This is a genomic window from Collimonas sp. (genome assembly GCF_039923675.1).
Taxonomy (GTDB): Bacteria; Pseudomonadota; Gammaproteobacteria; order Burkholderiales; family Burkholderiaceae_D; genus Collimonas.
Genome location: NZ_JBDTCG010000107.1, coordinates 1 through 22726, shown reverse-complemented (window position 1 = coordinate 22726; position 22726 = coordinate 1). Strand labels below are relative to the sequence as shown.

The following is a 22726-nucleotide window of genomic DNA, read 5'->3' as shown; positions in this document are numbered from 1 at the left end:
TTGGCCGATATTTCGGCGGCGGAAAAAAAATCTCGCGCTGAAATAATTCGTGAAGCAATCGCTGAATACTTGCTGAAGCATAAGCCGGCGACGGTAGGCGCGTTCGGCCTGTGGAGTGATCGCAAGGTAGACGGCCTGGCGTACCAGGAACAGGCGCGCTCAGAATGGTAGGCGCTCTGTTTGATACCACCATTCTGGTTGACTATCTAAACGGGATCGAGCAGGCAAGAGCTGAACTGGAGAGGTTTTCTGACAAGGCCATCAGCGTTATTACTTGGATGGAAGTGATGGCAGGCGTTACACCGGAAACCGAAGCCGTCATGCGAAGTTTTTTAAATGGCTTCACCAATTTGCCTATCGATGAGCGGGTTGCAAACACTGCCGTGACTATTCGATTGAAGCATCGAGTCAAATTACCTGATGCCCTTGTATGGGCAACTGCCCAGGTCAACGGGCGAATACTTGTTACGCGCAACACAAAAGATTTTTCGGATGATGAGCCGGGCATCCGTATTCCATATCAAATTTAGAAATTATTTAGAAATTAACGAGCCAATTATTCTATCTTTCAAGAGAAATAAAACGACCATTGAAGATATTAAGGGCGTACCGCCGATGTACGCTCGCCAACTTCATATCGGTGAGGCCTCCGTATATCGAATTCTTGCAGCGGCCAAAAAATGAAAAAGCGATCACGCATAACGTTATGACTAAAGAACTGGATTTCGGTTTCCCCTCGCTGTCCCGCCCCGACATCGAAGGTAGCGTTCTCGACCTCGTCATATCACCGACAGGAAGAATTCATCTAGGGCTTCTTCCAAGTCAGTCCAATCTTTCGCAGTCCGCCACGAATCGCATCACCAAGGCATTCGAACGTGGTAGCGGCCATGGTTTGCTGCACCTGGGGGCGGTGGAACTTGAAACCTGGTTGCCGCCTTCCCTCGCGTTCGGCCGCGAGCTGGCGCATTTATTTATGGCGCGCCTATGCGCGGTCCCGGATCTGGCCGGCCAGTGGGCGAGTATCGAGATTGCTGCTCCTATCGCTGAACTGGAGAAGTTGGTCGCTGCGATGCCGCCGATGGTTGGTGCGGAATACCTGGATGTGGCGCGCTTCGCCATGCTCTGGGCAGACCTGCAGGCAGCGGCACGCGCAGAGATCGCGGCTGAGAATGGCGATGTACAAGCGTGGCTGAAGCAAAAACATTCAAGCTGGAGCCTGGTGGGACGTGTTTGTTTCCACCTTGCCGAAAACAAGAGCAATCTGCAAGCCCCATTTGCCTTCCTGGCCACCTATGCGATGGGGGTGTCGCCGCAATCGCGCGTGCAGCATCAGCCGCTGGGACGAGCGCTCCAGGAATCCGCCAGTACAGGAGACCGCAATACGCTGCTGGGATTGCTACTGCCGGTCAACAAGGCTGCCGAGCAGAGTCCGTGGTTACAATCGCTGGTGGACTCCGGCGCCATCTTTCAACCCGTTGCGTGGTCCCCCGGTGAAGCGCATCAATTCCTGCGTAATCTCCCGATATTTGAAGCATGCGGGATCGTGGTGCGCATTCCGGATTGGTGGAAACCGCAACAGCCGCCGCGCCCGCAAGTGCAAGTCAATATCGGCAAATCCGTTGCAGGATTGGGGCTGGATGCGATGCTGGATTTCAATGTATCACTCACACTCGATGGCGAAGAGCTCTCCCGCGCTGAATGGGAACAACTGCTCTCTGCGGGCGAGGGATTGGTACGGATCAAGGGTCGTTGGGTCGAAGTTGATCGCGAGAAGCTTGATAGCGTGTTGGCACATTGGAAAAAAGTGCAACGCGATGCGGACGGCGGCGGCATATCGTTTCTTGATGGCATGCGCCTGTTGGCGGGTGCTGCGTTAGAAGGCAATGACCGGAGAGCCTTACCCGAAGGTAGCGCAGACTGGTCTACGGTGATCGCCGGCGACTGGTTGCAAGAGGCGCTCGATGGGCTACGCAATCCGCACGGCGAGGCCTACCCTGGCCCTGAACTCAAAGCACAGCTGCGCCCCTATCAACAAGATGGCGTGCGCTGGTTATGGTGGTTGAACCGACTTGGTTTAGGCGGATGTCTGGCGGACGACATGGGGCTAGGGAAGACGGTACAAATTCTGGCCCTGTTCTTGCTGGCAAAACGCGAAGCCGATCCCGGACCGCATTTATTGGTACTTCCCGCTTCGCTGATCGGCAACTGGCAATCGGAAATTGCGCGCTTCGCGCCGAGCCTGCGCATTCTCGTTGCCCATCCGTCGGCATTATCTGGCAACGCGCTCACCGAGCTGCTTAGCGAGCAGATCAACAACTTCGATGTTGTCATCACTAGCTACGGCAGCTTGATTCGTCTTCCGAGCCTGATAGAAACACGTTGGTCTATGGTCGTACTTGATGAAGCGCAGGCGATCAAAAATCCAGGCGCCCGGCAGACGCAAGTGGTCAAGGCACTCAAAAGCCGGGTTCGGTTCGCGTTGACCGGGACGCCCGTGGAGAATCGACTGGGCGATTTATGGTCGTTGTTTGACTTCATCTGCCCAGGATTGTTAGGGTCCGCCAAAGCCTTCACACGCTTTACCCGTCAGTTGGAACAAGATGAACATGCAGGTTATGCGCCGTTGCGCAATCTGGTGCAACCTTATATCCTGCGGCGCCTGAAAAGTGACAAGCGCATTATTGCCGATCTCCCCGACAAGACTGAAGTCAAGGCTTACTGCACACTGAGCCGATTGCAAGCAAGCTTATACGAGCAAGCGGTAGACGCGCTCGCTAAGCAGATTGAAACGTTGGATGGCATCTCCCGGCGTGGTGTGGTCCTGGCATTCCTGATGCGCTTCAAGCAGATCTGCAATCATCCGTCTCAATGGCTGGGCGATGGCGTCTACGGTCCGGCTGACAGCGGCAAGTTCTTTCGTCTGCGCGAAATCACGGAAGCCATCGCAGCGCGTCAGGAGAAGGTGCTGGTGTTTACCCAGTTTCAGGAAATGACCGGCCCGCTAGCCGAGTTTTTGCAAGGCGTATTTGGCCAGCCAGGACTGGTGCTCCATGGTAAAACACCGGTAAAATCACGCAAGTCTTTGGTAGACCATTTTCAACAGGAACAAGGACCGCCGTTTTTTGTGCTTTCGATCAAGGCTGGTGGCACCGGTCTCAATCTCACTGCCGCATCGCACGTCATTCACTTTGATCGCTGGTGGAATCCCGCCGTGGAGAATCAGGCGACCGATCGCGCCTACCGCATCGGGCAGAAAAAAAATGTATTAGTGCATAAATTCATCTGTCGCGGCACCATAGAGGAAAAGATCGACGCATTGATAGAAGCCAAACTCGGTTTGTCCAACGATATGCTCACGGGCGGCGGTGAAATGTCGCTGACAGAAATGAGCAACGACGCGTTGCTTAAGCTCGTGTCGCTCGATATTAACAGTGTCATGACTGGTGAAAAATAGGCTGATCAGTGCCACATGAGGAATTAACATGAGTCGTTCTTACGGAGGCTGGGCACCTTATGTGCCAGTCGCAAAGCGCCGAGCACAGGCCCAACGCAAGCTTGAAGCGCTTAGGAAAAAAGGCCGTCTTTGCCTCCCGGTAGTGATTGAGGGGCGCGCCATCGCCAAAACCTTCTGGGGCAAGAAGTGGTGTGACAACCTGGAAGCCTATAGTGACTATGCCAACCGGCTACCGCGCGGGCGGACCTATGCGCGCAATGGTTCGGTGGTCGACCTGCAAATCGCCGGGGGAAAAATTTCCGCACTGGTTTCGGGATCGGAAATGTACGAAGTCGATATTAGCGTGAATGACCTGGAGACAAAACTCTGGCAATCGATCCTTGCTGAATGCGCCGGCAAGGTCGCTTCATTGGTGGAGCTTTTGCAGGGCCGCCTTTCCAGTGCTGTGATGGAGGTGGTCACGCGCCATGGCAATGGTTTGTTTCCGGTGCCGAAGCAAATTAAATTTCGCTGTAGTTGTCCCGACTCGGCTTCCATGTGCAAGCATGTTGCTGCGACACTTTATGGTGTGGGTGCCCGTCTTGATAGTCGGCCGGAATTGTTGTTTTTACTGCGTCAGGTGGATCCGCTAGAGTTGATCAGGCAGGCTGGCAGCATGTCTATCGCCGATGCACCAACAACCGCCAGCCAGCATCAGAAGCTGGACACCTCGGATCTGTCTTCTCTCTTTGGTATCGAATTGAACGAATCGCAGCTTGCGCCATCTTCACCTTCGTTGACAGCAAAGACGCGCATGGTCGCGCCAAAGCATGCGGGTACAGCTAAACGCGCACTCGACTCAAGGACAAGCACTGCAAAATCCGCGGCGCAGGCCAAACTGAAACCGGTAAAGAAAAAAGTCGCAACTCCCCGTTCTAAACAAAGCAAGACCGTCACTCCAGCTGATCTGATTGCGCGCGGTATTCCGCGCCATATGCAACAAAGCTGGCTTGGATCAGGCGTCCTTTTGCGTACTGAAGAGCGCGGCGTATATCGCACAACCAAACAGACAGAAGCCCATATCGAGAACTATACAAAGGTCAGGCGGACGACGAAGGTGAAATAACAGAGTAATCGCATGAAGCCCGATGGACAAAGCCGCTCGGACATCGAGTACCGAACGGCGCATGTAGCTGCCAATTGATATGTCGCGGTTTTAGTCAAAAACACATAAAGTGCGCCTGGCAAAAATAATCGGCACAAACACTGGATAATTCAGCAATGCCCGCAAAAAAGTAAATAAATTGCTCAATTGGAATTCGGTATGATAGTGTTTTTTTACCAATCAAGCAGCGGTCCCGGTCTTTACTATGCCGCTCAATCATTTTTCCTCTTCGTCCGGACAATAGCATCGTGAGCCTTGACTACGCGACCCTTGATTCTCTGCGCAGCCATCACCCGGCCTGGCGTCTGCTGCGTTCCGACCATGCGCCTTTGGTCGCCAGCTTCCTGCAGCGTGTCTTTGTCACCCCGAATGTGCGCATGATCGCGGCGGCAGACCTGGTGGAAGCCCTGGAAGATGAACTCTTCGGCCTGCGCGAGCAGTTGGGTCCGAATGCCTTCCCCAAGGCTGCCAGCGAGTACCTGAACGACTGGGCCGCCGCCGACAAGGGCTGGCTGCGCAAATTCTATCGCCAGGGTTCGGACGAGCCGCAATTCGATCTGATGCCAGCCACGGAAAAGGCTATCGCCTGGCTGGGCACGCTCGCTGCGCGCCACTTCGTCGGCACCGAATCACGCTTGCTGACCTTGTTTGAACTACTCAAGCAGATGAGCGAGGGTAGCGAAACCGATCCGCACAAGCGGCTTACGGAATTGTATGCCCGCCGCGCAGAGATCGATGCCGAGATCGTACAAATCAGCGCCGGCAATGTGCCTCTGCTTGACGACACCGCGGTGAAAGACCGCTTCCAGCAGTTCATGCAAATTGCACGCGACCTGCTGACGGACTTTCGCGAAGTGGAACACAACTTCCGCATGTTGGACCGGCATGTGCGCGAGCGCATCGCTTTGTGGGATGGCGCCAAGGGCGAGCTGCTGGAGCAGATCATGGGCGAGCGCGATGCGATTGCCGATTCCGATCAGGGGCGCAGCTTTCGCGCATTCTGGGATTTTCTGATGTCCAGCAGCCGCCAGGAAGAACTGACCGAGTTGCTGACCAAGGTGCTCGCTTTGCCGCCAGTGGCGGACCTCAAGCCCGACACACGCATCCGCCGCGTGCATTACGATTGGCTGGAAGCCGGCGAGCATACCCAGCGCACCGTGGCGCAACTGTCGCAGCAGCTGCGGCGTTTCCTCGACGACCAGGCCTGGCTGGAAAACCGCCGTATCATGGATATCTTGCGCGGCGTGGAAGCCAAGGCGCTGGCGCTCAGGGAAACGCCGCCGGCCGCTGCCGTGATGGAGATCGCCGACGTCGCCGCAGAGATTGAACTGCCGATGGAGCGTCCCTTGCATACGCCGGTAGTGAAGCCGAAGATCGCCAATATCCGTTTGGAAGCGGGCGACGGCAGCATCGACGCTGCGGTGCTGTATGCGCAGATCGTGGTGGATAAGGCCAAGCTGGCGGCCAACGTGCGGCAAGCCCTGCAAACGCAGACCCAGATCACACTGAAGGATTTGCTTGCGCGCCAGCCGTTGGAGCATGGGCTGGCCGAGCTGATCGCTTATCTGCAACTGGCGAGCGAGACGCCCAATTCCGTGATCGATGAAGATGTGGTGGAATGGATTACATGGCAAGGCAGCGATCCGGCGCCAGCCATGCGGCGCGTGCAGATGTCGCGCGTCATTTTTGTAAGGTAAGCAATGGAACAGATAGAAGCACAGGCGCTGGCTGGCAACGAGCTGTCAATGCTGGCCGTCACCCTGCTCAAGGGAGTGATTTACCGGGAAACCGACGCCCGCTTGTGGAGCACGCTGCTCGAGCTGCAGACGCAGCTGCGCGATTACATGGCCGTGCTGAATCTGGAGCTGGTGCTCGACGAGGCTGAAGGTTATGCTTTCTTGCGCGCCAAGGCCGTTGCGGAGGAGGACACGGCGCCTAAATTGCCGCGCCTGGTGGCGCGCCGCCCATTGTCGTTTCCAGTCAGTTTGCTGCTCGCCTTGCTGCGCAAGAAGCTGGCCGAATTCGACGCCAGCAGCGGCGGTACGCGCCTGATCCTCTCGCGCGACGATATCGTGGAACTGCTGCGCTTGTTTCTCCCCGCCGGCAGCAATGAAACCAGGATCATCGACCAGATCGAAACCCACGCCAATAAAATTGTCGATCTCGGCTTCCTGCGCCAACTGAAAGGCAGCAGCGGTCCGCCCAGCTATGAAGTACAGCGAATCCTCAAGGCTTTCGTCGACGCGCAGTGGCTGTCCGAATTTGACGCGCGCCTGGCTGCCTACCAGGCTCAGCTCGCGCCCGACAGTGGAGGGATAGCTGATGCATCGCGATAACGATACGCTTGGCCTGGAACTGGCCGGACCCGATGTCTTGTCGGGTTTTCGTCTGATGCGGCTGGAGGTATTTAACTGGGGCACTTTCGACGGCCGGGTCTGGACTCTTCAGCTGGATGGCAAGAACGGTCTGCTCACGGGGGATATCGGTTCGGGCAAATCGACGCTGGTCGATGCTGTCACCACACTGCTGGTGCCGGCCAACCGCGTCGCCTATAACAAGGCAGCCGGCGCCGACGCCAAGGAACGTTCTTTGCGCTCCTATGTGCTGGGCCACTATAAATCCGAGCGCAATGAAGCGACCGGCGCCTCCAAGCCGGTCAGCCTGCGCGATCAAAACACCTACTCCGTCATCCTCGGCGTGTTTCATAACGCCGGCTATGACCAGACCGTTACCTTGGCCCAGGTATTCTGGATGAAAGACGCCCATAGCCAGCCGGGGCGCTTCTATCTTGGGGCCGAACGCGCGCTGTCGATCGCCACGGATTTTTCCCAGTTCGGTAGCGACATCACCCAGCTGCGCAAAAAACTGCGCGGCCTCGGCGCGGAAATCGAAGACAGTTTCCCCAAGTACGGCGCCTGGTTCCGCCGTCGCTTCGGCATCGACAACGAACAAGCGCTGGAACTGTTCCACCAGACGGTCTCGATGAAATCGGTCGGCAACCTGACCGACTTCGTGCGCAGCCATATGCTGGAACCGTTCGACGTGGCGCCGCGCATTGCCGCCCTGATTGCGCATTTTGACGATTTGAACCGCGCCCACGAAGCGGTGCTCAAGGCCAAGCGGCAAGTGACCATGCTGACGCCTCTGGTTGCGGATTGCGACCGCCATGGCGGCCTGGCGGCAGCGATAGAATCCCTGCGCTTGTGCCGCGAGTTGTTACGGCCCTATTTCGCCGGGTTGAAGCTGAACCTGCTTGACAAGCGCGTGACCAATCTGCAAGAAGACGAGGAAAAATTGATGGCGCATGTGCGCCATCTGGAATCCCAAAGCGCCGAGCAGAGGATTCAGGTTGATACATTGGGGCGCGCTGTGGCCGCCAATGGTGGTGACCATCTGCAGCGGCTAGACGCGGAGATCAAGCTGAAACAACGTGAGCAGTTGAGCCGCAAGGAAAAAGCCGGCCGCTACGCCACGCTCACGGGGCTGATTGGCGAACAGGCGGCGGCCAGTGAAGACGCATTTCTAGTACAGCGCCGAGAATTTTCCGCTCTGAGCGAGGGTACGAAAGAGCGTGATACCGCGCTGGAGAATGCCAGCAAGGACCATGAATATGTGTTCCGTAAAGACCGGGAAGAACACACTGCGCTGGCCGGCGAAATCGCCAGTTTGAAAGCACGCCGCAGCAATATCGACGACCGCCAGATAAAAATCCGCGAGGTGCTGTGCCAGGGGCTTGGCATTGATCCGGAAGCCATGCCGTTCGCCGGTGAATTGATCCAGGTGCGGCAAGAGGAGAAGGACTGGGAAGGTGCGGCGGAACGCCTGTTGCGCGGTTTCGGCCTGGCCTTGCTGGTGCCCGATGAACATTACAAGGACGTCGCTGAATGGGTGGACCGCAACCATTTGCAGGGGCGATTGGTCTACTACCATGTACGGGCGGCCCGCAGCGGCCCGTTGCCGGAATTACATAACGATTCGTTAGTGCGGAAATTGTCCGTCAAGCCGGATTCCCCCTTCTACGATTGGTTGGAGCGCGAGTTGGCGCACCGCTTCAACGTGGCTTGCTGCACTACGCAGGAACAGTTTCGGCGCGAGACGCGTGCAGTGACGCGGGCCGGTCAGCTGAAAGATCCCAGCGGCCGTCACGAAAAGGACGATCGTCGTTCCATCGGCGATCGCAGCCAGTACGTGCTAGGCTGGTCCAACCAGGCCAAGATCGCCGCCTTGCAAGCGCAGGCGAAACAGCTGGAGCAGCGTATCGCCGAGCATGGCGCTTTGATTGCGAAAGTGCAGCGCGAACGCGACATGGTCAAGCAGGATCTGGCCGCGCTGGCCAAGCTGGAAGAATTCACCGACTTCCGCGAGCTGGACTGGATGCCGCTAGTGGCGGAAATCTCCCGTCTCACCGACGCGTACCGCAAGCTGGAAGCCGCATCGGATGTGCTCAAGCAGCTCAACGCCCAGCTTTTGCAGTTGCAGGCAGCCCTAAAGGACTGTGACATCGATCTTGGCGTTCGCAACAAGGAACTCGGCTCAGTGCAAACCAAGCTGGAGGCGGCCGTCGACCTGCAGGCGCAAACCGCCGCCATTTTTACCTCGGTATCCGAGGAGCAGCTGGATGCTGTTGCCGGCAGACTGGAGGAGATACGCGACAAGGCGCTGGGCGAACATCATCTGACCGTAGAGTCTTGCGACAACCGCGAGCAGGATACGCGCAGCTGGCTGCAAGCAGACATCGACGCCGAAGACAAAGCGTTGCGGCGCTTGCGCGACAAGATCACGCAAGCCATGATGAGTTTCAAGGAAGAGTTCAAGCTGGAAACCAGCGAGTTCGATGCCAATATCGACGCCGATTTCGAATACCGCAAGCTGCTGGAGCAACTGGGCCGCGACGACCTGCCGCGCTTCGAAAGCCGCTTCAAGGAACTGTTGAACGTCAACACCATCAACGAAATCGCCAACTTCAACGGCCAGCTTGCGCGCGAGCGCGAAACGATCAAGGAACGTATCGGCCGCATCAATGAATCGCTGACGCAAATCGACTATAACCCGGGCCGCTACATTGAGCTGGAATCGCAGCCCAGTCCCGATATCGAGATCCGCGAATTCCAGAGCGAGCTGAAGGCTTGCACTGAAGGCACGCTGACCGGATCGGAGGACGCCCAGTACTCCGAAGCCAAGTTCTTGCAGGTCAAAGCCATCATTGATCGCTTCCGCGGGCGCGATGGCCTGTCCGAACTGGACCGGCGCTGGACCGCCAAGGTCAGTGACGTGCGTAGCTGGTACACCTTTGCCGCCAGCGAGCGCTGGCGTGAAGACAACACCGAGCATGAACATTATTCCGACTCCGGCGGCAAATCCGGTGGCCAGAAGGAGAAGCTGGCCTACACCGTGCTGGCGGCCAGCCTGGCCTACCAGTTCGGCCTGGAATGGGGCGTGGTGCGTTCGCGCTCCTTCCGTTTCGTGGTGATCGATGAAGCGTTCGGCCGCGGCTCGGACGAATCGGCGGAATACGGTTTGCGCTTGTTTGCCCAGCTCAATTTGCAATTGCTGATCGTGACGCCCTTGCAGAAAATCCATATCATCGAGCCGCATGTGTCGAGCGTCGGTTTCGTCCACAACGAGCAGGGACGCGTCTCCAGACTGCGCAACCTGACCATCGAGGCGTATCGCGAAGAAAAAGCGAGGATTGCCGAATGAACTGGACCCAGCCCGTCGACCTGCGCGCCCAGGTGCAGAAACTATGGGACCGGGGGGAATTGCTGGCCATGCTGGTGCAAGGCGAGCCGGATTTCCCGAAGCGCCTGGTTTTGAAGTGCCCTACTTCGGCGGAAATGACGGAACGTTTCGGTGAGGTCCGCAGCTGGATCGCGGAGTTGGCAGCGACGCCTTGCGTTCGCATCGAAATGCGCAGTTTTTCGCACCGTGTTTTTGGCAACAATGTCGTGCCGCAGTCAGCCTGGATCGACAGTCTGGAAGAGGCCTTCAGCTTCATTGGCAAGCAAAGGGATGCCGCCCGCTTTCGCACACTGATCGAACAAAGCCGTCAGCGCCTCCCTGCTGTGCTGCCATGGCTGGCGCGGCGTCCTTTGCGTGGATTGGCGTTGGCCGCGGATTGGCGCCAATTGCTAGACATCGTACTGTGGATTCAGCAGCATCCGCGACCCGGAATTTACCTGCGCCAGGTGGATATTCCCGGCGTGCACAGTAAATTCATTGAAAGCTATCGTGGCGTATTGTCGGAACTGTTGGACCTGGTCTTGCCGCAGGACGCCATCGACGCCTCGCGCAGCGGCGCAACGCAGTTCGCCACCCGTTACGGCTTCCGCGACAAGCCGGTGCGGATCCGCTTTCGCGTTCTCGATCCCCGTCTCATCCTGCTGTCTGGTTCTCTTTGTCCCGACGTGGCAGTCGACGCTGTAAATTTCGCGGCACTTCAGCCAGCGGTGCGGCAAGTTTTTATCACTGAGAACGAAACTAATTTCCTGGCTTTCCCTAACGTTCCAGACAGTCTTGTTATATTCGGCGCAGGCTATGGCTGGGAAGCATTGTCGCAAGCAGCATGGCTCAATGCTTGCACCATCCGGTACTGGGGCGATATCGATACGCATGGCTTCGCAATCCTGGACCAGCTACGCGCGCGCTTTTCGCATGTGGAATCATTGCTGATGGATCGTGCCACGTTGATGGCGCACCAGACATCGTGGGGAACCGAGAGAGAGCAAGTGCTCCACGATTTGCCTCGCCTTGGTCCTGAAGAAATGTCGCTATTCGATGATTTGCGTCACGACCGCATTCAGGCGGGGCTGAGACTGGAACAAGAGTACATCGGCTATCAACGGTTGGAATCTCTATTGCGCACATAGTCGTGAGGGTGTTGACCCAGCCGTCTTAGGCTGTGCGGCCGGTTTCACAAAATGCGAATGCAGCCTACACAAATTAGCAAAGTTTCGCCAATGAAATTGGTGGACGAATTGGTGCCATCAATTAAGGATGGTGTATCAACAGGTGTGACAGGGTTGATCAAATTGAATGACGAGGCGTCCGATAGATTAATTGTTGATAGCCAAGATATGATGAAAGACAATTTTGAAAAAAGCTGCTCATTTTTCTTGAAAACTACGTCTTATCGATTATGGGTAGACAAGGAGAGATTGATATTTTTTCCTGAATTTATTCAACCAAATTCGTATTGCCAGAAAGAGTATTCTATTGCTATTGATAGATAAAGATACTTTACCGTGATCGCTATGGCCCGCTTGACGCTGGCCAGCAAGGCCGCTGATTCGGGCGTTCTCCTTGGAATAATCTTGGTGCCATCATCATTCGACATGCGTTCTTTTCCTTGAATTGGGTTTGAACCTGCGTTTCGGCGCACAAAGGCCACGCCGAGATTGGCTGAGTATAGCCGGGAGCGGAAGGGCGAAGTCCGGCCAGAGCAGCAGTGCAAAATGACCCGCTATCGGAATCTGAGGTGTTTTTCTCAATCTCCCAGGTCTATCACTCCCGCCAGCGGCACGCCCTCCATCGCCTCATACAGCGCAATCACCCAAGCCTGCTCCGGATTGGCTGCAACCTGGTTAAGCATCATCACGACAAAATTGATCGACGCCTTGTCCAGCCCGGCAAACGGATCATCCAGCAGATTGAGCGCGGCGCCGGCGGCGAAAGCGGCGGCCAGCCAGACTTTGCGTTTGCTGCCGGTGGACAGCATGTACAATTTTTTATCCAGGTGCGGCGTCAGCGACAATCCTTCGGCCAGGGCCGGCAGCAAGCTGTTGTCGAATCCGGGATAGGCGGCAGGCAGCGACGCGAAATACGCGTGCGCTGTGAGCTGGTCGCATGCTTCCGAACGGGGATCTACCCAAAACACTTGCCGCCGGTAGGCCTCAGGCTGCAGGTCCAGGCGCACATCCCCGATCTGCAACTGCCCCGCCTGCGCCGGCAGTACGCCGGCCAGCAACTGCAGCAAGCTGCTCTTGCCGCTACCGTCGCCGCCGCGCACCAGCGTGACGCCGGCCGCAATCTCGGCGGACCAGTTGCTGAACAATGCGCGCTCGGGATAATGAAAAGTCAGGTTGGCGGCTTGCAGGATTGGGGTTTGATGAGCGGGCATGGATGGATTTTCAAAAAAATCGGATTATCTGACGTTGATTAATCTGGCGCACGCAGCGCGCGAGGTTTTTGCTGAGCAAGCGAAATGATTCTGGGTTGCACAGGGACCGCTGGATAGAGATGCGTCAGCTGATGCGCTGTCGGAACCATTCAGCCAATTGTTTCTCGCTCAATGACCCGGCGGCAACGGCTTCCATGGCGCGGATGGCATCAATTGCAGTAAAGCTTAAGCCGATTCCATTGTCTGCCAGGAATACGCGGGCAACTACCCAGGCTGTACGCTTGTTGCCATCGCTAAAGCCATGGTTATGCGCTATGCCGTATGCATAGGCTGCCGCAAGATCGGCAACGTCGGGTGCGGGTTTGTCGTACGCGTCTAGCTGTTCTGGCCGGGCTAACGCCGATTCCACTGCGGGTTTATCCCTGATGCCATCTAGACCGCCGTGTCGCGCCAGCTGGCTTTCGTGAACGGCATATACCAAATCGGCCCGAATCCAGCGCCATGAACTCATTTAGCTAACGCACGCAAGATCTCGCGGTCATCGTGCATAATTTGTTCAGCTAACTCCATCTGCCGTTGGAAATCAGGATTGTAAGGGGTAATACGCAACCCGCCGTCTGGAGCATCGGTCAGGTAAAGGGTGTCACCTTTCTGTACATTGAGTTTTGCTTTCGCCTCTTTGTTCAGAATGAATCCCTCTGACGCTCCAACGGTAGTAACTTTGAAAGTCAACATGGCAATCTCCAGACTATATAATAAATATTATATAGCTACAGTTGATTTTTACAAGCCAAGAGTTGCGCCTTGATGGATCTGGTCACATGAGGACCAGTCAGATTGCGCCACAATCCCCAATCAGCCGGACCGGTTTTCATTGCCAAGACGGCGCTCGCAGGCCGGTTATTTTTTGGAAGGACGATGAGTACCATGCTACAAGATGATAGGTCTTTGCCAAGCGTTGAATCCCCTCCCAGCCCAACGGACCGCATTTTCTTTGCCGTCATGCCCGGAGAAGCTGCCACTGCGCGCGCCCAGCAATTGGCCCAGACCCTACGCCAGAAATACGATCTGCACGGCAGCTTGATAGACACGGCGCATTTGCACGTAACGCTTCTGTTCGTGGGCAATTACGTGGGCTACCCGAATGACACGATCGAAGCCGCGCGCCTGGCAGCCGCTCGCGTTGTCCATGCGCCATGTAGAGTCCAGTTCAACCAGGCGCTCACCTTTCGCAACAAATCCGGCGTGTCGCACCGTTATCCTACGGTGCTTTGCGGCGACGAGGGAGTGATTGGCATGGAGGCGCTTCATCAGAATCTGGCAGATAGCTTGAACCGGTTTGGCTTCGCGCGCAGGCCGTCGACAATGACGCCCCACATGACCCTGCTGTACGATAACAAAAAAATCATCACGCAGGCGGTGCCACCCATCGAATTCGACGTGGATGAGTTTGTGCTGTTGAACCGGCACATCGGCCAGCATCGCGAATACTCTGTGCTGGGGAGATGGTCCTTGCGCGATAAATGGAAAACGCGGGGCCACAACTTGCAATGACACATTGCAAAAACAAGATGTCGAAAAATCCCCTCAGTTTTATCTTTGCATCGCTCTGAACAAATCAATGGAGCAGGCAATCCTGTTGCATACGTGCTTTCCTTGTCTAGCCGCCCCGCCGTCTGTTATTTCTGTCAAGAGGTACCATCCAGCGACGTCAACCTATCGACGATCATCTGCTCCAGCAAATTCGACACCAGGGCAATGCTGCGCGCACGCATCCGGACGATTCCGAAATGCACGTTCATCGGCGGCAGGTCAACGACATGCAAAGCGCGCAACTGGCCGAGCGCCAGTTCTTCGCGCAATACAAAATGAGTGGAAAAAAGACAGGCATTACTGTTCTGGGCTATGCGTTTGAGAATCGTGACATCGTCGCAGATCAGCTTCACGTATTCTTGCGCGCTCAGTCCCAATTTATTCCAGGCTCGCTCTTCCAGCATCGTCGGGATGCTTGGCAGCGCCAGGTGATACTGCAATAGCGCGCTGACCGTCGTCATGGCCTCCGCACACAGCGGATGGTCGGGGCGCACGAAAAATCCCGCATCCTCTTTGTCCAGCCAGCGCGTCGTGAAATCCGCCTGTTGCCGCAAGCCGCGCACATCCGCTACAAAAAAATCGATCTGCTCTGCCTGCAATTGCCGCAATAGCTGGTCGGCGCCGGCCACATGGGTGCGCACGCTTATCTTGGGGTGCGTTTCCATGAATTGCGTCAAGAGCGATGGCAGCAGGATCCCCGACGGGAAAGAGCTCAGCCCGAACGAAATTTCACCGTACTCCCCTCCCTTCAGCAAATCCACATCGCGCATGAATGCGCGCGTGTCCGACAGCAGGTTCTGCGCATGGCGGGCCACCACCCTGCCGGCACTGGTGAGCAGGACGGCCTTCGGGGTTCGTTCAAACAACACCAGGTCCAGTTCTTTTTCGAGGGCCTGGATACTGCGCGAAAACGCGGACTGCGACAGGTGTGAACGCTCGGCGGCTCGGGCAAAACTACCCTCTGCCGCCAAGGCCAGCATGTGTTGTAATTTTCTGGATTCCACGTCTCTGATTTTTTAGTATTTTCAAGCCAGATGCAAACAATGCATCACATGGTCTTAAAGAATGCATTGGATATTGCTGGAAATCAAGGCTTTAATAACGGCAAAGCAAAAAACAGTGACACAAGTATTGTCCACAATAAAAACCAGGGAGACATTTGATGATGCAATTCCAGTTCCGCTCGCGCCTCGTGATAGCGGCCACAGTTACGGCACTCACGGTGCTCGCGGCCTGTGGTGATGGGGGTGGCGGCCCCATCGCCCCGGCCGCGCCCGATAGCGCGAGCGGCATCATCAAGGTGACGGCGGCCCAGATGAATGACAGCGACATGAGCAATATCCTTTATCAAGTCAAACCAGGCAGCACCATCATCCTGCCTTCGGGAAAATTCAGGTTCGATGGCCCGCTGACCATGAATACCGACGGCATCACGATGAGCGGCCAGGGCAGCGGCAACGATCCCTCGAAAGACACCATACTGTCCTTCGCCGGCGCCTCGTCGAAAAACGGCTTTCAAGCCTTTAACGTAAAAGGCATCACGTTGACCAATTTTGCGGTGGAAGATGCGGTCGGAAACGGCGTGTTTGTTTCCGCTTCATCGAACGTGACGATGGACGGCCTGCGGGCGGAATGGACCAGCGATCCGATTCATACTTCGCAAATGGCCTATGGCTTGTATCCGGTCAATTGCAAAGGCGTGATCGTCAAAACAGCAAGATCGTCGGCACCCGCGATGCCGGCGTGTACGTGGGACAGTCGGAGAATATCCGCGTGCAGAAAAACGAAGCCTTTCTGAATGTCGCCGGCATCGAAATCGAGAACTCTGACAATGCCATCGTCGAAAATAATGACATCCATGACAATACCGGCGGCATCCTGGTTTTCTCCTTGCCCGGCACGTCCTATGTCATCAAGAAAGGAGCGAACGCCAAGGTGCAAAACAATCATATCTACAGCAACAATACGGCGGTCGCATCGAACGCCACCGGCTATGTGACCGCAGTACCGCCCGGAACCGCGGTGATGGTGCTGGCCGCCGACAATACCGAAATCCTGAACAACCGGATCGAAGACCACAAAACCACCAGCATCCTGGCGATCAGCTTCCAGGCGACCGGCATTGCCTTTAACGACCCGCAGTATGAGCCCTACGTGCATGCCGTGTACGCGCACGACAACATCATTTCCAACTCGGGCTATGCGCCAGGCGGCGCTTTTGCCGATCCAAACCAACTCAAGCCTGTCGTCGATGGTTTGTTTGCACAGCTCAAATCGTTCGGCCAGCCGCAACAACTGGCATACGGCATCTGGGATGGCATCGTCGATGCCGATCCGAGCAAAGGCGGCGGCACCGCCAGCGACGGCAGCGGCGGCGCGCTCAAGCCGGAATTTGCCATCTGCGTTAAAGGCAACACCCTTGACACACCGTTGATCGACGGGCTGCTGTCTTATGAAAGCATGGACCTGAATCTTCTCGGCTTGTTAAGCGGATCCGCGCAAGGGCCGAACTTCCCGTTCCCCGCCCGCATGAATTGCACCCTCAGCTTGCCGGCCATTCCTGACATGCCGGTATTTTGAATTTGCACGCCAAGGCGAAGAACTGCTTCGGCGCAAACCGGACTCGGAAAAATCCAACGCATCCACACGCGCAGCAGCTGCGCAAGCACGGAGAATACGCATGAAAATTACACACACCCTGACACGCTCCCTGCTGCTTGCCGCAGCCTTTCTGGCGGCGTCTGCCCTGTTGAGCAGTTGCGGCGGCGGCAGCAGCAACGACGCCACGTCCGTCAATACCGGTGCGATCAAGGTATTTGACAAATACACCGCGCCTGCCAATCTTTCGGACTGGCAGTTCCTGCTGTCTGACGGACAAACCTTGACCCTGAATGCCGGCGCAGTGCCGTACGATTTGAATTCAACTCTGTTCTCTGACTACGCCTTCAAATTCCGCGCTATCTATGTCCCGCAGGGCAAGCAGATTACGTATAACGCCGACACCACCTTTGACTTTCCGGTGGGATCGGTGATCATGAAAACTTTTTATTATCCGAAGGCTGCGGCCAGCGATCCAGCCTTCATCGGCGCCCAGCGCATCGGTCACCAGACCACCCAGGGAGAAAGCGTCGATCTCACACAAAATCGTTTGATCGAAACGCGGGTGCTGGTGCGCCAAGCGGACGGCAGCTGGGCGGGCCTGCCCTATGTCTGGAATGATGACCAGAAAGACGCCAAGCTCAAGACCGGCGGCGCCAGCGTCCAGGTAGAACTGGTCGCCGCCGACAACACGCACGAGCAATTCAAATATTCGGTGCCGAACGCGCAAGCTTGCCAGCAATGCCACGCGACCGCCAACGCCGGCGGCAATGCGATCCTGCCTATCGGTCCCAAAGCACGCAATATGAATAAGTCATATCAATACAATAGCGGCATGAAAAATCAGCTGGTCAATCTGGATGAACTCAAGCTTCTGGCGAGCTTTTCGGGCGTGGACAATGCGCCGAAAAATGCCGACTGGAGCGATACCTCGCAAACTCTGCCCGAGCGGGCGCGCGCCTACCTCGACGTCAACTGCGCGCATTGTCACAGCGCCACCGGACAAGCACTGCAAAGCGGCTTGTTCTTAGGCTTCAATGTGGTGAACGACGTCAATGCATCCGGCAAATGGGGAGTGTGCAAAAAACCCCTGGCCTATGCGGGTCCCGGGCTGCCGTATCAATACGATATCCAGCCGGGCAAGCCGGATGAGTCTATCCTAGCCTACCGAATCAGTCACACCGATACAGAGGCGGTGATGCCTGTCATCGGGCGCCATGTGAATCACACTGAAGGTGACGATATGATTCGCGCCTGGATAACACAGTTGTCGCAGGCGGCGTGCCAGCCCTAGGAGCTTACAGCCGATCATCGACGAATCCGGCTAATGGACAAATCGCCGCTAGCCATTCGAGCCAAGATTCAGGAGAATGCCAAACTGTGCCGTAAGTCAGACATAATGGGCGGAACAAGCCGGTCTCTTTCCGGCAGCGGCTGGCCGTTCACCAGGTTTTCCGGCCTTGTATAAAAACCATAACAACGAAAACAAAGGCAGACGATGAACACCAATGTGACTGGAGTAGATACTGAACTTGACGTGATCAAGAGCGACATCCTGCGCGTGTTCGAGCAACAGCGCGCCACCGCCCTGCGCCTGCGGCAATCCACCAAGGCCGAACGCATCGCCAAGATCCGCAAGTTGAAAGCAGCCGTACTGGCCAATCGCGACGCGGTGATCGCCGCCGGTTTCGCCGATTTCGGCAAGCCGGCCGCCGAAGTCGAGCTGACGGAAATCCTGCCGGTGATCGCCGAAGCCAATGACGCCATCCGCAAGCTGGGTGGCTGGATGAAGCCGAAGAAGGTCTGGCCGTCGCGCATGGCGGTCGGCACCCAGGGTTACATGCAGTACGAGCCCAAGGGCCGGGTGCTGATCGTCGCGCCCTGGAATTATCCTGTCAACCTGAGCCTGGGCCCGCTGGTGTCGGCGCTGGCGGCTGGCAATGCGGTGATGATCAAACCATCGGAAATGACGCCGCATGCGTCCGCCATCATTGGCAAGATCGTGCGCGAAGTGTTTACGGAAGATGAAGTGGCGCTGTTCGAAGGACCGGCGCCGGTGGCGCAAGCGCTGCTGGAGCTGCCGTTCGATCATATCTTTTTTACCGGTTCGCCCGCTGTCGGCAAGATCGTCATGGCGGCGGCGGCAAAGCATCTCACCAGCGTGACGCTGGAGCTGGGCGGCAAATCGCCGACCATCGTCGACGAGACGGCGGACCTGGCGATGGCGGCCAAGAATATCCTGTGGGCCAAGTTCACCAACAACGGCCAGACCTGCATCGCGCCCGATCACGTCTATGTGCACGCCAGCGTCAAGGATGAATTCCTGCGGCATTGCATCGTGGCGCTGGAAGAGGCCTACGGCAAGGGCGCGCAACAGATCGACAGCCCGTGCCTGGCGCGCATCGTCAACGAGCGCCATGCCGAGCGCGTCAAGGCCTTGCTGGATGACGCTACTGCGCGTGGTGCGCGGGTGGTGACCGGCGGCCAAGTCGATGCCGGCCAGCGCTATATCGCGCCGACGCTGATCGACGGCATTCCCGACGACGCCAAGATCATGAGCGAAGAGATTTTCGGGCCGCTGCTGCCGATTATCGGTTTTACCGAGCTCAGTGCGGTGATCGCTCGCATCAATGCCGACCCCAAGCCGCTGGCTTTGTACGTATGGAGCCGCAAGCAGGAAAACATCGATAAGGTCATGCAGCAAACTACCTCCGGCGGTGCTTGCATCAACCATTGCGTGGTGCAGTTTTTGCACGGCAATCTGCCCTTCGGCGGCGTCAACAATTCCGGCATCGGCAGCGGCCATGGCCATCATGGCTTCCTGGCGTTTTCGCATGAGCGCGCGGTAGTGCGTGGCCGCATCATGCTGGCCAAGATGTTTTACCCGCCCTATACCGGGATGACGCGCAAGCTGGTCAATTTGTTCATCAAGACGGATTGATGCGGGCCGCTCGCGACTAACGGGCCAGTGCTTCGACGGCGAACTGGTCGGTCAGTTTGTCGATGAACCAGTTCGGGTAGACCGGCGCCAGCGGCGTGGCGGCGTCGAGTTCGGCGACTTCTTCCGCGCTCAGCTTGATGTCGGCGGCGCCGAGGTTGTCTTCCAGTTGCGGCAGTTTCGAGGCGCCGATCAGCACGCTGCTGACCACATCCTTCGCCAGCAGCCAGGCCAGCGCGATCTGCGCCACGCTGGCGTTGTGATGGCGGGCGATGGCGCGCATATGTTCCACCACCGCGAAGCCGTGCTCCTTGTCGAACGGCAGCAGGTCGAAGCCGGAGAAGCGGTTGTCCGGATGGGACAGGCTTGCACGCGTGTATTTACCGCTCAGGAAACCTGAGGACAACGGGCTCCATACGGTCATGCCGAGTCCGTAGCGGCGCATCATCGGCACTACATCGCGCTCGACATCGCGGCCCAGCAGCGAGTAATGCATCTGGCCGTGGGTGAACGGCGCCAGGCCGTTGGCTTTCTGGATTTCCAGCGCGGCCGCCACCTTCCAGGCCGACCAGTTGGAAAAGCCGATATAGCGCGCCTTCCCGGAGCGCACCACGGCGTCCAGCGCCCACAGCGTTTCTTCCAGCGGTGTGTGCGGATCTTCCCGGTGCGCGATGTAGATATCGACCCAGTCGGTGTTGAGCCGTTTCAGGCTCTGATCGATCGACCACAAAATGTGTCGACGCGACAGGCCCGACTGCGACAGCGCCGGCCCGGTACGGAACCCCACCTTGGTAGCGATCACCACTTCATTGCGGCGCGATTTCAACGCTTGCCCCAGCAAGGTTTCCGATTCGCCACCGGCATAGCCGTCCGCGGTGTCGAACAAGTTAACGCCCGCGCTTAGGGCGTGCCCCACCAGTTCATCGGCCAACTGCGCGCCAACCTTGTAGATCGCGCCGATATCCTTGTTGCCGGATGTGAAAGTCATGGCGCCGAAAGCGAGGCGGGAAATCAGCAGGCCGGTCTGGCCGAGCATGGCATATTGCATGGTGGTTCTCCTGTTGGGCGAATGCAGTAGCGAAGCGACAGACGGCAGGAAGATTGCGCTAAAAGTATCCGTGAGGCAACTTTAGGGATTGTACGACAATCCTGCAGACGTCGTTGCCGGGCCGGCAGAAGAGCGGTAAACGACAGATGGGACCGCCGCGGCGGTCCCATCGTCTGCGAGGCGCAGGCTACGCCTTGCCTTGCGCTACCGCCATGCGCTTACCACGAGAAGTTGCCGCCGGCGCCGTAGGTAACCTGGCTGCCGCTGACCCCGACCCCGATCTTGAAGGTCAGGTTGTCGTTGGCCCTGCCCTGCACCGCTGCGGCGATCGCCGCCTGGTTGGCATAGTTGGCGACGCCCAGGCCGACCGAGTAGTTCTTGTTGTCGGGCATTTGCGGAATCATCGTGATCGCCGTCACTGCGGCGATCCCCTGCCGTGCTTTCACGTTGACGTCGTTGATCGAGCTGTTCAGGTTGCCTATCGAACTGTTCAGCTGCGACATGTTGACCGCATCGGTCGGGTTGATGCCGGGCGCGACGTTGGTGATCCGGCGTTCGTTGCCGGCCGAGCCGACCGACAGCGTATTGGCCTGGGTCGCGACCGAATTGGTGCCCACCGCTACGGAATTGTCCGCAGTGGCCTGGGCATTGTTGCCGATTGCGGTCGAGTTGTTGCCCGTGGCCTGCGCCGTCGCCCCCACCGCTACCGCCTGGTTGCCGGTGGCGCGCGAGCTCTGGCCGATGGCGACGGTAGGATCGCCGGTGGCCTGGGCGTCGTTACCAATGGCGACCGAACCGGCTTGTGTAGCCTGCGCGCGGAAGCCGACCGCCGTGGTGTTGATACCGGTGGCCTGGGCGTTCGAACCGAGCGCGGTGGCGCCATCCTTGGTGGCTTGCGCGCACAGGCCGGAAGCGGTGGCGTCGACGCCGTTGGCGGTGGTGCAAGTCGCCGCGGACACGTTCTTGATCGTCGTACCGCTGGTGCCGCGTGTCTGCACCGTACCGTCGCTGTTGGCGCCGCCGATGATGGTCGGGCCAACCGTAGCGCCGTTGGCCGCCGCCGCGTTGGAAGCATCCACCAGCGGTTTCAGCGATGTCGACAGGGAGGTGGCGCCGTTGATGATCGTGGTGATGCCGGTCGAAATCGAATTGATCTGGCTCAAGCCGGTCGACAAGGACGAAATACCGGTCGACAGAGAAGAAATGCCGGTAGATGTCGATGACGACAGCGAAGTCACGCTGCTATTGGTGGTCGACAGCCCGGTCGACAAAGAGTTGACGTTCGACGTATTGCTCGACAGGCCGGTCGACAGCGAGTTGATGCTGCTGGTGTTGGTGGACAAGCCGGTCGAGGTTGACGTCGACAAGGAGCTGACGTTGCTGTTGGTGCTGCTCAGACCGGTCGACAAGGAGTTGATGCCGCTCGTGGCAGTGCTCAAGCCGCTTGAAGTCGACGACGACAAAGACGACAGCTGGCTGAAGTTAACCGCGTCAGTCGGCTTCGCGCCCGCCGCAACGTTGGTAAGAACGACGGCCGCGGTAGCGCCAACGCCTCCCAACGTAACGCTCTTGTGAGAAGGATCGTCGTACTGAACCGAATTCGCAACGCCGGTCGACAAGGATGCGATGCCGGTGGATGTCGAAGTCGACAGCACTGTCACGTTGCTGTTGGTTGTACTCAAACCCGTGGACAGCGAAGTGATACCAGTCGACAGCGAGGTGACATTGCTGTTGATGCTGCTCAGGCCGGTCGACAGCGACGTGATGCCCGTCGACGTAGAAGTCGACAGTGAAGCCACATTACTGTTTGTTGTGCTCAGACCGGTGGACAACGA

The 22726-nt window shown here is 57.4% G+C and carries 20 protein-coding genes and 1 pseudogene; 14 read left to right on the top strand and 7 right to left on the bottom strand.

Features of this window, described 5'->3' with window-relative positions; all coding sequences use genetic code 11:
• From ABI171_RS23960 to ABI171_RS23920, 9 genes are all read left to right on the top strand, one after another.
• The gene (locus ABI171_RS23960) at nt 1–171 is read left to right on the top strand and encodes a ribbon-helix-helix protein, CopG family (protein WP_348095059.1); all 171 of its coding nucleotides are present in this window, start codon (nt 1–3) and stop codon (nt 169–171) included.
• A complete protein-coding gene (locus ABI171_RS23955; protein ID WP_348095057.1) occupies nt 165–530 on the top strand; it encodes a type II toxin-antitoxin system VapC family toxin in 366 nt (121 codons plus the stop codon). The genes ABI171_RS23960 and ABI171_RS23955 overlap by 7 nt, the downstream gene beginning before the upstream one ends.
• A gap of 176 nt (nt 531–706) precedes the next feature.
• Nucleotides 707–3454 carry a DEAD/DEAH box helicase gene (locus ABI171_RS23950; protein ID WP_348095056.1) on the top strand — a complete coding sequence of 916 codons (2748 nt, stop codon included), beginning with the start codon at nt 707–709 and terminating at the stop codon, nt 3452–3454.
• A 28-nt stretch (nt 3455–3482) separates the two neighbouring features.
• Nucleotides 3483–4559: a hypothetical protein gene (locus tag ABI171_RS23945; RefSeq protein ID WP_348095055.1), complete on the top strand. Its 1077-nt coding sequence runs from the start codon at nt 3483–3485 to the stop codon at nt 4557–4559.
• A 287-nt stretch (nt 4560–4846) separates the two neighbouring features.
• On the top strand, nt 4847–6295 hold the full coding sequence (locus ABI171_RS23940; RefSeq protein ID WP_348095054.1) for a DUF3375 domain-containing protein: 1449 nt from the start codon (nt 4847–4849) through the stop codon (nt 6293–6295).
• A 3-nt stretch (nt 6296–6298) separates the two neighbouring features.
• Entirely contained in the window at nt 6299–6934 is a 636-nt protein-coding gene (locus ABI171_RS23935) for a DUF4194 domain-containing protein (protein ID WP_348095053.1), read from the top strand.
• On the top strand, nt 6921–10298 hold the full coding sequence (locus ABI171_RS23930) for an ATP-binding protein (protein ID WP_348095052.1): 3378 nt from the start codon (nt 6921–6923) through the stop codon (nt 10296–10298). The genes ABI171_RS23935 and ABI171_RS23930 overlap by 14 nt, the downstream gene beginning before the upstream one ends.
• The gene (locus ABI171_RS23925) at nt 10295–11464 is read left to right on the top strand and encodes a Wadjet anti-phage system protein JetD domain-containing protein (protein WP_348095051.1); all 1170 of its coding nucleotides are present in this window, start codon (nt 10295–10297) and stop codon (nt 11462–11464) included. The genes ABI171_RS23930 and ABI171_RS23925 overlap by 4 nt, the downstream gene beginning before the upstream one ends.
• Nucleotides 11465–11521: 57 nt before the next feature.
• On the top strand, nt 11522–11827 hold the full coding sequence (locus ABI171_RS23920; RefSeq protein WP_348095060.1) for a hypothetical protein: 306 nt from the start codon (nt 11522–11524) through the stop codon (nt 11825–11827).
• Between the two features lie 11 nt (nt 11828–11838).
• On the opposite strand, the pseudogene ABI171_RS23915 reads toward ABI171_RS23920, so the two are convergent.
• From ABI171_RS23915 to ABI171_RS23900, 4 genes and pseudogenes are all read right to left on the bottom strand, one after another.
• Nucleotides 11839–11931, bottom strand: a pseudogene (locus ABI171_RS23915) (sugar O-acetyltransferase); the annotation flags it as partial.
• Nucleotides 11932–12081: 150 nt separating this feature from the next.
• Nucleotides 12082–12714, bottom strand: coding sequence for an ATP-binding cassette domain-containing protein (locus ABI171_RS23910; RefSeq protein ID WP_348095050.1), 633 nt, complete (start codon nt 12712–12714; stop codon nt 12082–12084).
• 124 nt (nt 12715–12838) lie between these two features.
• On the bottom strand, nt 12839–13225 hold the full coding sequence (locus tag ABI171_RS23905) for a type II toxin-antitoxin system death-on-curing family toxin (protein WP_348095049.1): 387 nt from the start codon (nt 13223–13225) through the stop codon (nt 12839–12841).
• Nucleotides 13222–13449, bottom strand: coding sequence for a transcriptional regulator (locus ABI171_RS23900; protein WP_348095048.1), 228 nt, complete (start codon nt 13447–13449; stop codon nt 13222–13224). The genes ABI171_RS23905 and ABI171_RS23900 overlap by 4 nt, the downstream gene beginning before the upstream one ends.
• A gap of 183 nt (nt 13450–13632) precedes the next feature.
• On the opposite strand from ABI171_RS23900, the gene ABI171_RS23895 reads away from it, so the two are divergent.
• On the top strand, nt 13633–14268 hold the full coding sequence (locus ABI171_RS23895; RefSeq protein ID WP_348095047.1) for a 2'-5' RNA ligase family protein: 636 nt from the start codon (nt 13633–13635) through the stop codon (nt 14266–14268).
• Between the two features lie 134 nt (nt 14269–14402).
• Here ABI171_RS23895 and ABI171_RS23890 read toward each other — a convergent pair whose 3' ends face one another.
• The gene (locus tag ABI171_RS23890; protein WP_348095046.1) at nt 14403–15311 is read right to left on the bottom strand and encodes a LysR family transcriptional regulator; all 909 of its coding nucleotides are present in this window, start codon (nt 15309–15311) and stop codon (nt 14403–14405) included.
• 158 nt (nt 15312–15469) lie between these two features.
• On the opposite strand from ABI171_RS23890, the gene ABI171_RS23885 reads away from it, so the two are divergent.
• From ABI171_RS23885 to ABI171_RS23870, 4 genes are all read left to right on the top strand, one after another.
• Entirely contained in the window at nt 15470–16105 is a 636-nt protein-coding gene (locus tag ABI171_RS23885; RefSeq protein ID WP_348095045.1) for a hypothetical protein, read from the top strand.
• A complete protein-coding gene (locus ABI171_RS23880; protein WP_348095058.1) occupies nt 16051–16887 on the top strand; it encodes a parallel beta-helix domain-containing protein in 837 nt (278 codons plus the stop codon). The genes ABI171_RS23885 and ABI171_RS23880 overlap by 55 nt, the downstream gene beginning before the upstream one ends.
• Before the next feature lie 100 nt (nt 16888–16987).
• On the top strand, nt 16988–18199 hold the full coding sequence (locus tag ABI171_RS23875) for an SO2930 family diheme c-type cytochrome (protein ID WP_348095044.1): 1212 nt from the start codon (nt 16988–16990) through the stop codon (nt 18197–18199).
• Nucleotides 18200–18415: 216 nt separating this feature from the next.
• Nucleotides 18416–19846 (top strand): aldehyde dehydrogenase family protein, encoded by a 1431-nt coding sequence (locus tag ABI171_RS23870; RefSeq protein ID WP_348095043.1) that lies wholly within the window; start codon nt 18416–18418, stop codon nt 19844–19846.
• Between the two features lie 16 nt (nt 19847–19862).
• On the opposite strand, the gene ABI171_RS23865 is transcribed toward ABI171_RS23870, so the two are convergent.
• Nucleotides 19863–20891 (bottom strand): aldo/keto reductase, encoded by a 1029-nt coding sequence (locus tag ABI171_RS23865; protein WP_348095042.1) that lies wholly within the window; start codon nt 20889–20891, stop codon nt 19863–19865.
• A 218-nt stretch (nt 20892–21109) separates the two neighbouring features.
• Nucleotides 21110–22726 (bottom strand): YadA-like family protein (locus tag ABI171_RS23860; RefSeq protein WP_348095041.1); only part of this gene is annotated, 1617 nt, incomplete at its 5' end.

What these genes read in the sequence shown, in the direction of transcription:
- ABI171_RS23955 (WP_348095057.1), top strand. Translation starts at nt 165, where the DNA reads ATGGTAGGCGCTCTGTTTGATACCACCATTCTGGTTGACTATCTAAAC.
- ABI171_RS23950 (WP_348095056.1), top strand. Translation starts at nt 707, where the DNA reads ATGACTAAAGAACTGGATTTCGGTTTCCCCTCGCTGTCCCGCCCCGAC.
- ABI171_RS23945 (WP_348095055.1), top strand. Translation starts at nt 3,483, where the DNA reads ATGAGTCGTTCTTACGGAGGCTGGGCACCTTATGTGCCAGTCGCAAAG.
- ABI171_RS23935 (WP_348095053.1), top strand. Translation starts at nt 6,299, where the DNA reads ATGGAACAGATAGAAGCACAGGCGCTGGCTGGCAACGAGCTGTCAATG.
- ABI171_RS23930 (WP_348095052.1), top strand. Translation starts at nt 6,921, where the DNA reads ATGCATCGCGATAACGATACGCTTGGCCTGGAACTGGCCGGACCCGAT.
- ABI171_RS23925 (WP_348095051.1), top strand. Translation starts at nt 10,295, where the DNA reads ATGAACTGGACCCAGCCCGTCGACCTGCGCGCCCAGGTGCAGAAACTA.
- ABI171_RS23920 (WP_348095060.1), top strand. Translation starts at nt 11,522, where the DNA reads ATGCAGCCTACACAAATTAGCAAAGTTTCGCCAATGAAATTGGTGGAC.
- ABI171_RS23910 (WP_348095050.1), bottom strand. Translation starts at nt 12,714, where the DNA reads ATGCCCGCTCATCAAACCCCAATCCTGCAAGCCGCCAACCTGACTTTT.
- ABI171_RS23905 (WP_348095049.1), bottom strand. Translation starts at nt 13,225, where the DNA reads ATGAGTTCATGGCGCTGGATTCGGGCCGATTTGGTATATGCCGTTCAC.
- ABI171_RS23900 (WP_348095048.1), bottom strand. Translation starts at nt 13,449, where the DNA reads ATGTTGACTTTCAAAGTTACTACCGTTGGAGCGTCAGAGGGATTCATT.
- ABI171_RS23895 (WP_348095047.1), top strand. Translation starts at nt 13,633, where the DNA reads ATGAGTACCATGCTACAAGATGATAGGTCTTTGCCAAGCGTTGAATCC.
- ABI171_RS23885 (WP_348095045.1), top strand. Translation starts at nt 15,470, where the DNA reads ATGATGCAATTCCAGTTCCGCTCGCGCCTCGTGATAGCGGCCACAGTT.
- ABI171_RS23875 (WP_348095044.1), top strand. Translation starts at nt 16,988, where the DNA reads ATGAAAATTACACACACCCTGACACGCTCCCTGCTGCTTGCCGCAGCC.
- ABI171_RS23865 (WP_348095042.1), bottom strand. Translation starts at nt 20,891, where the DNA reads ATGCAATATGCCATGCTCGGCCAGACCGGCCTGCTGATTTCCCGCCTC.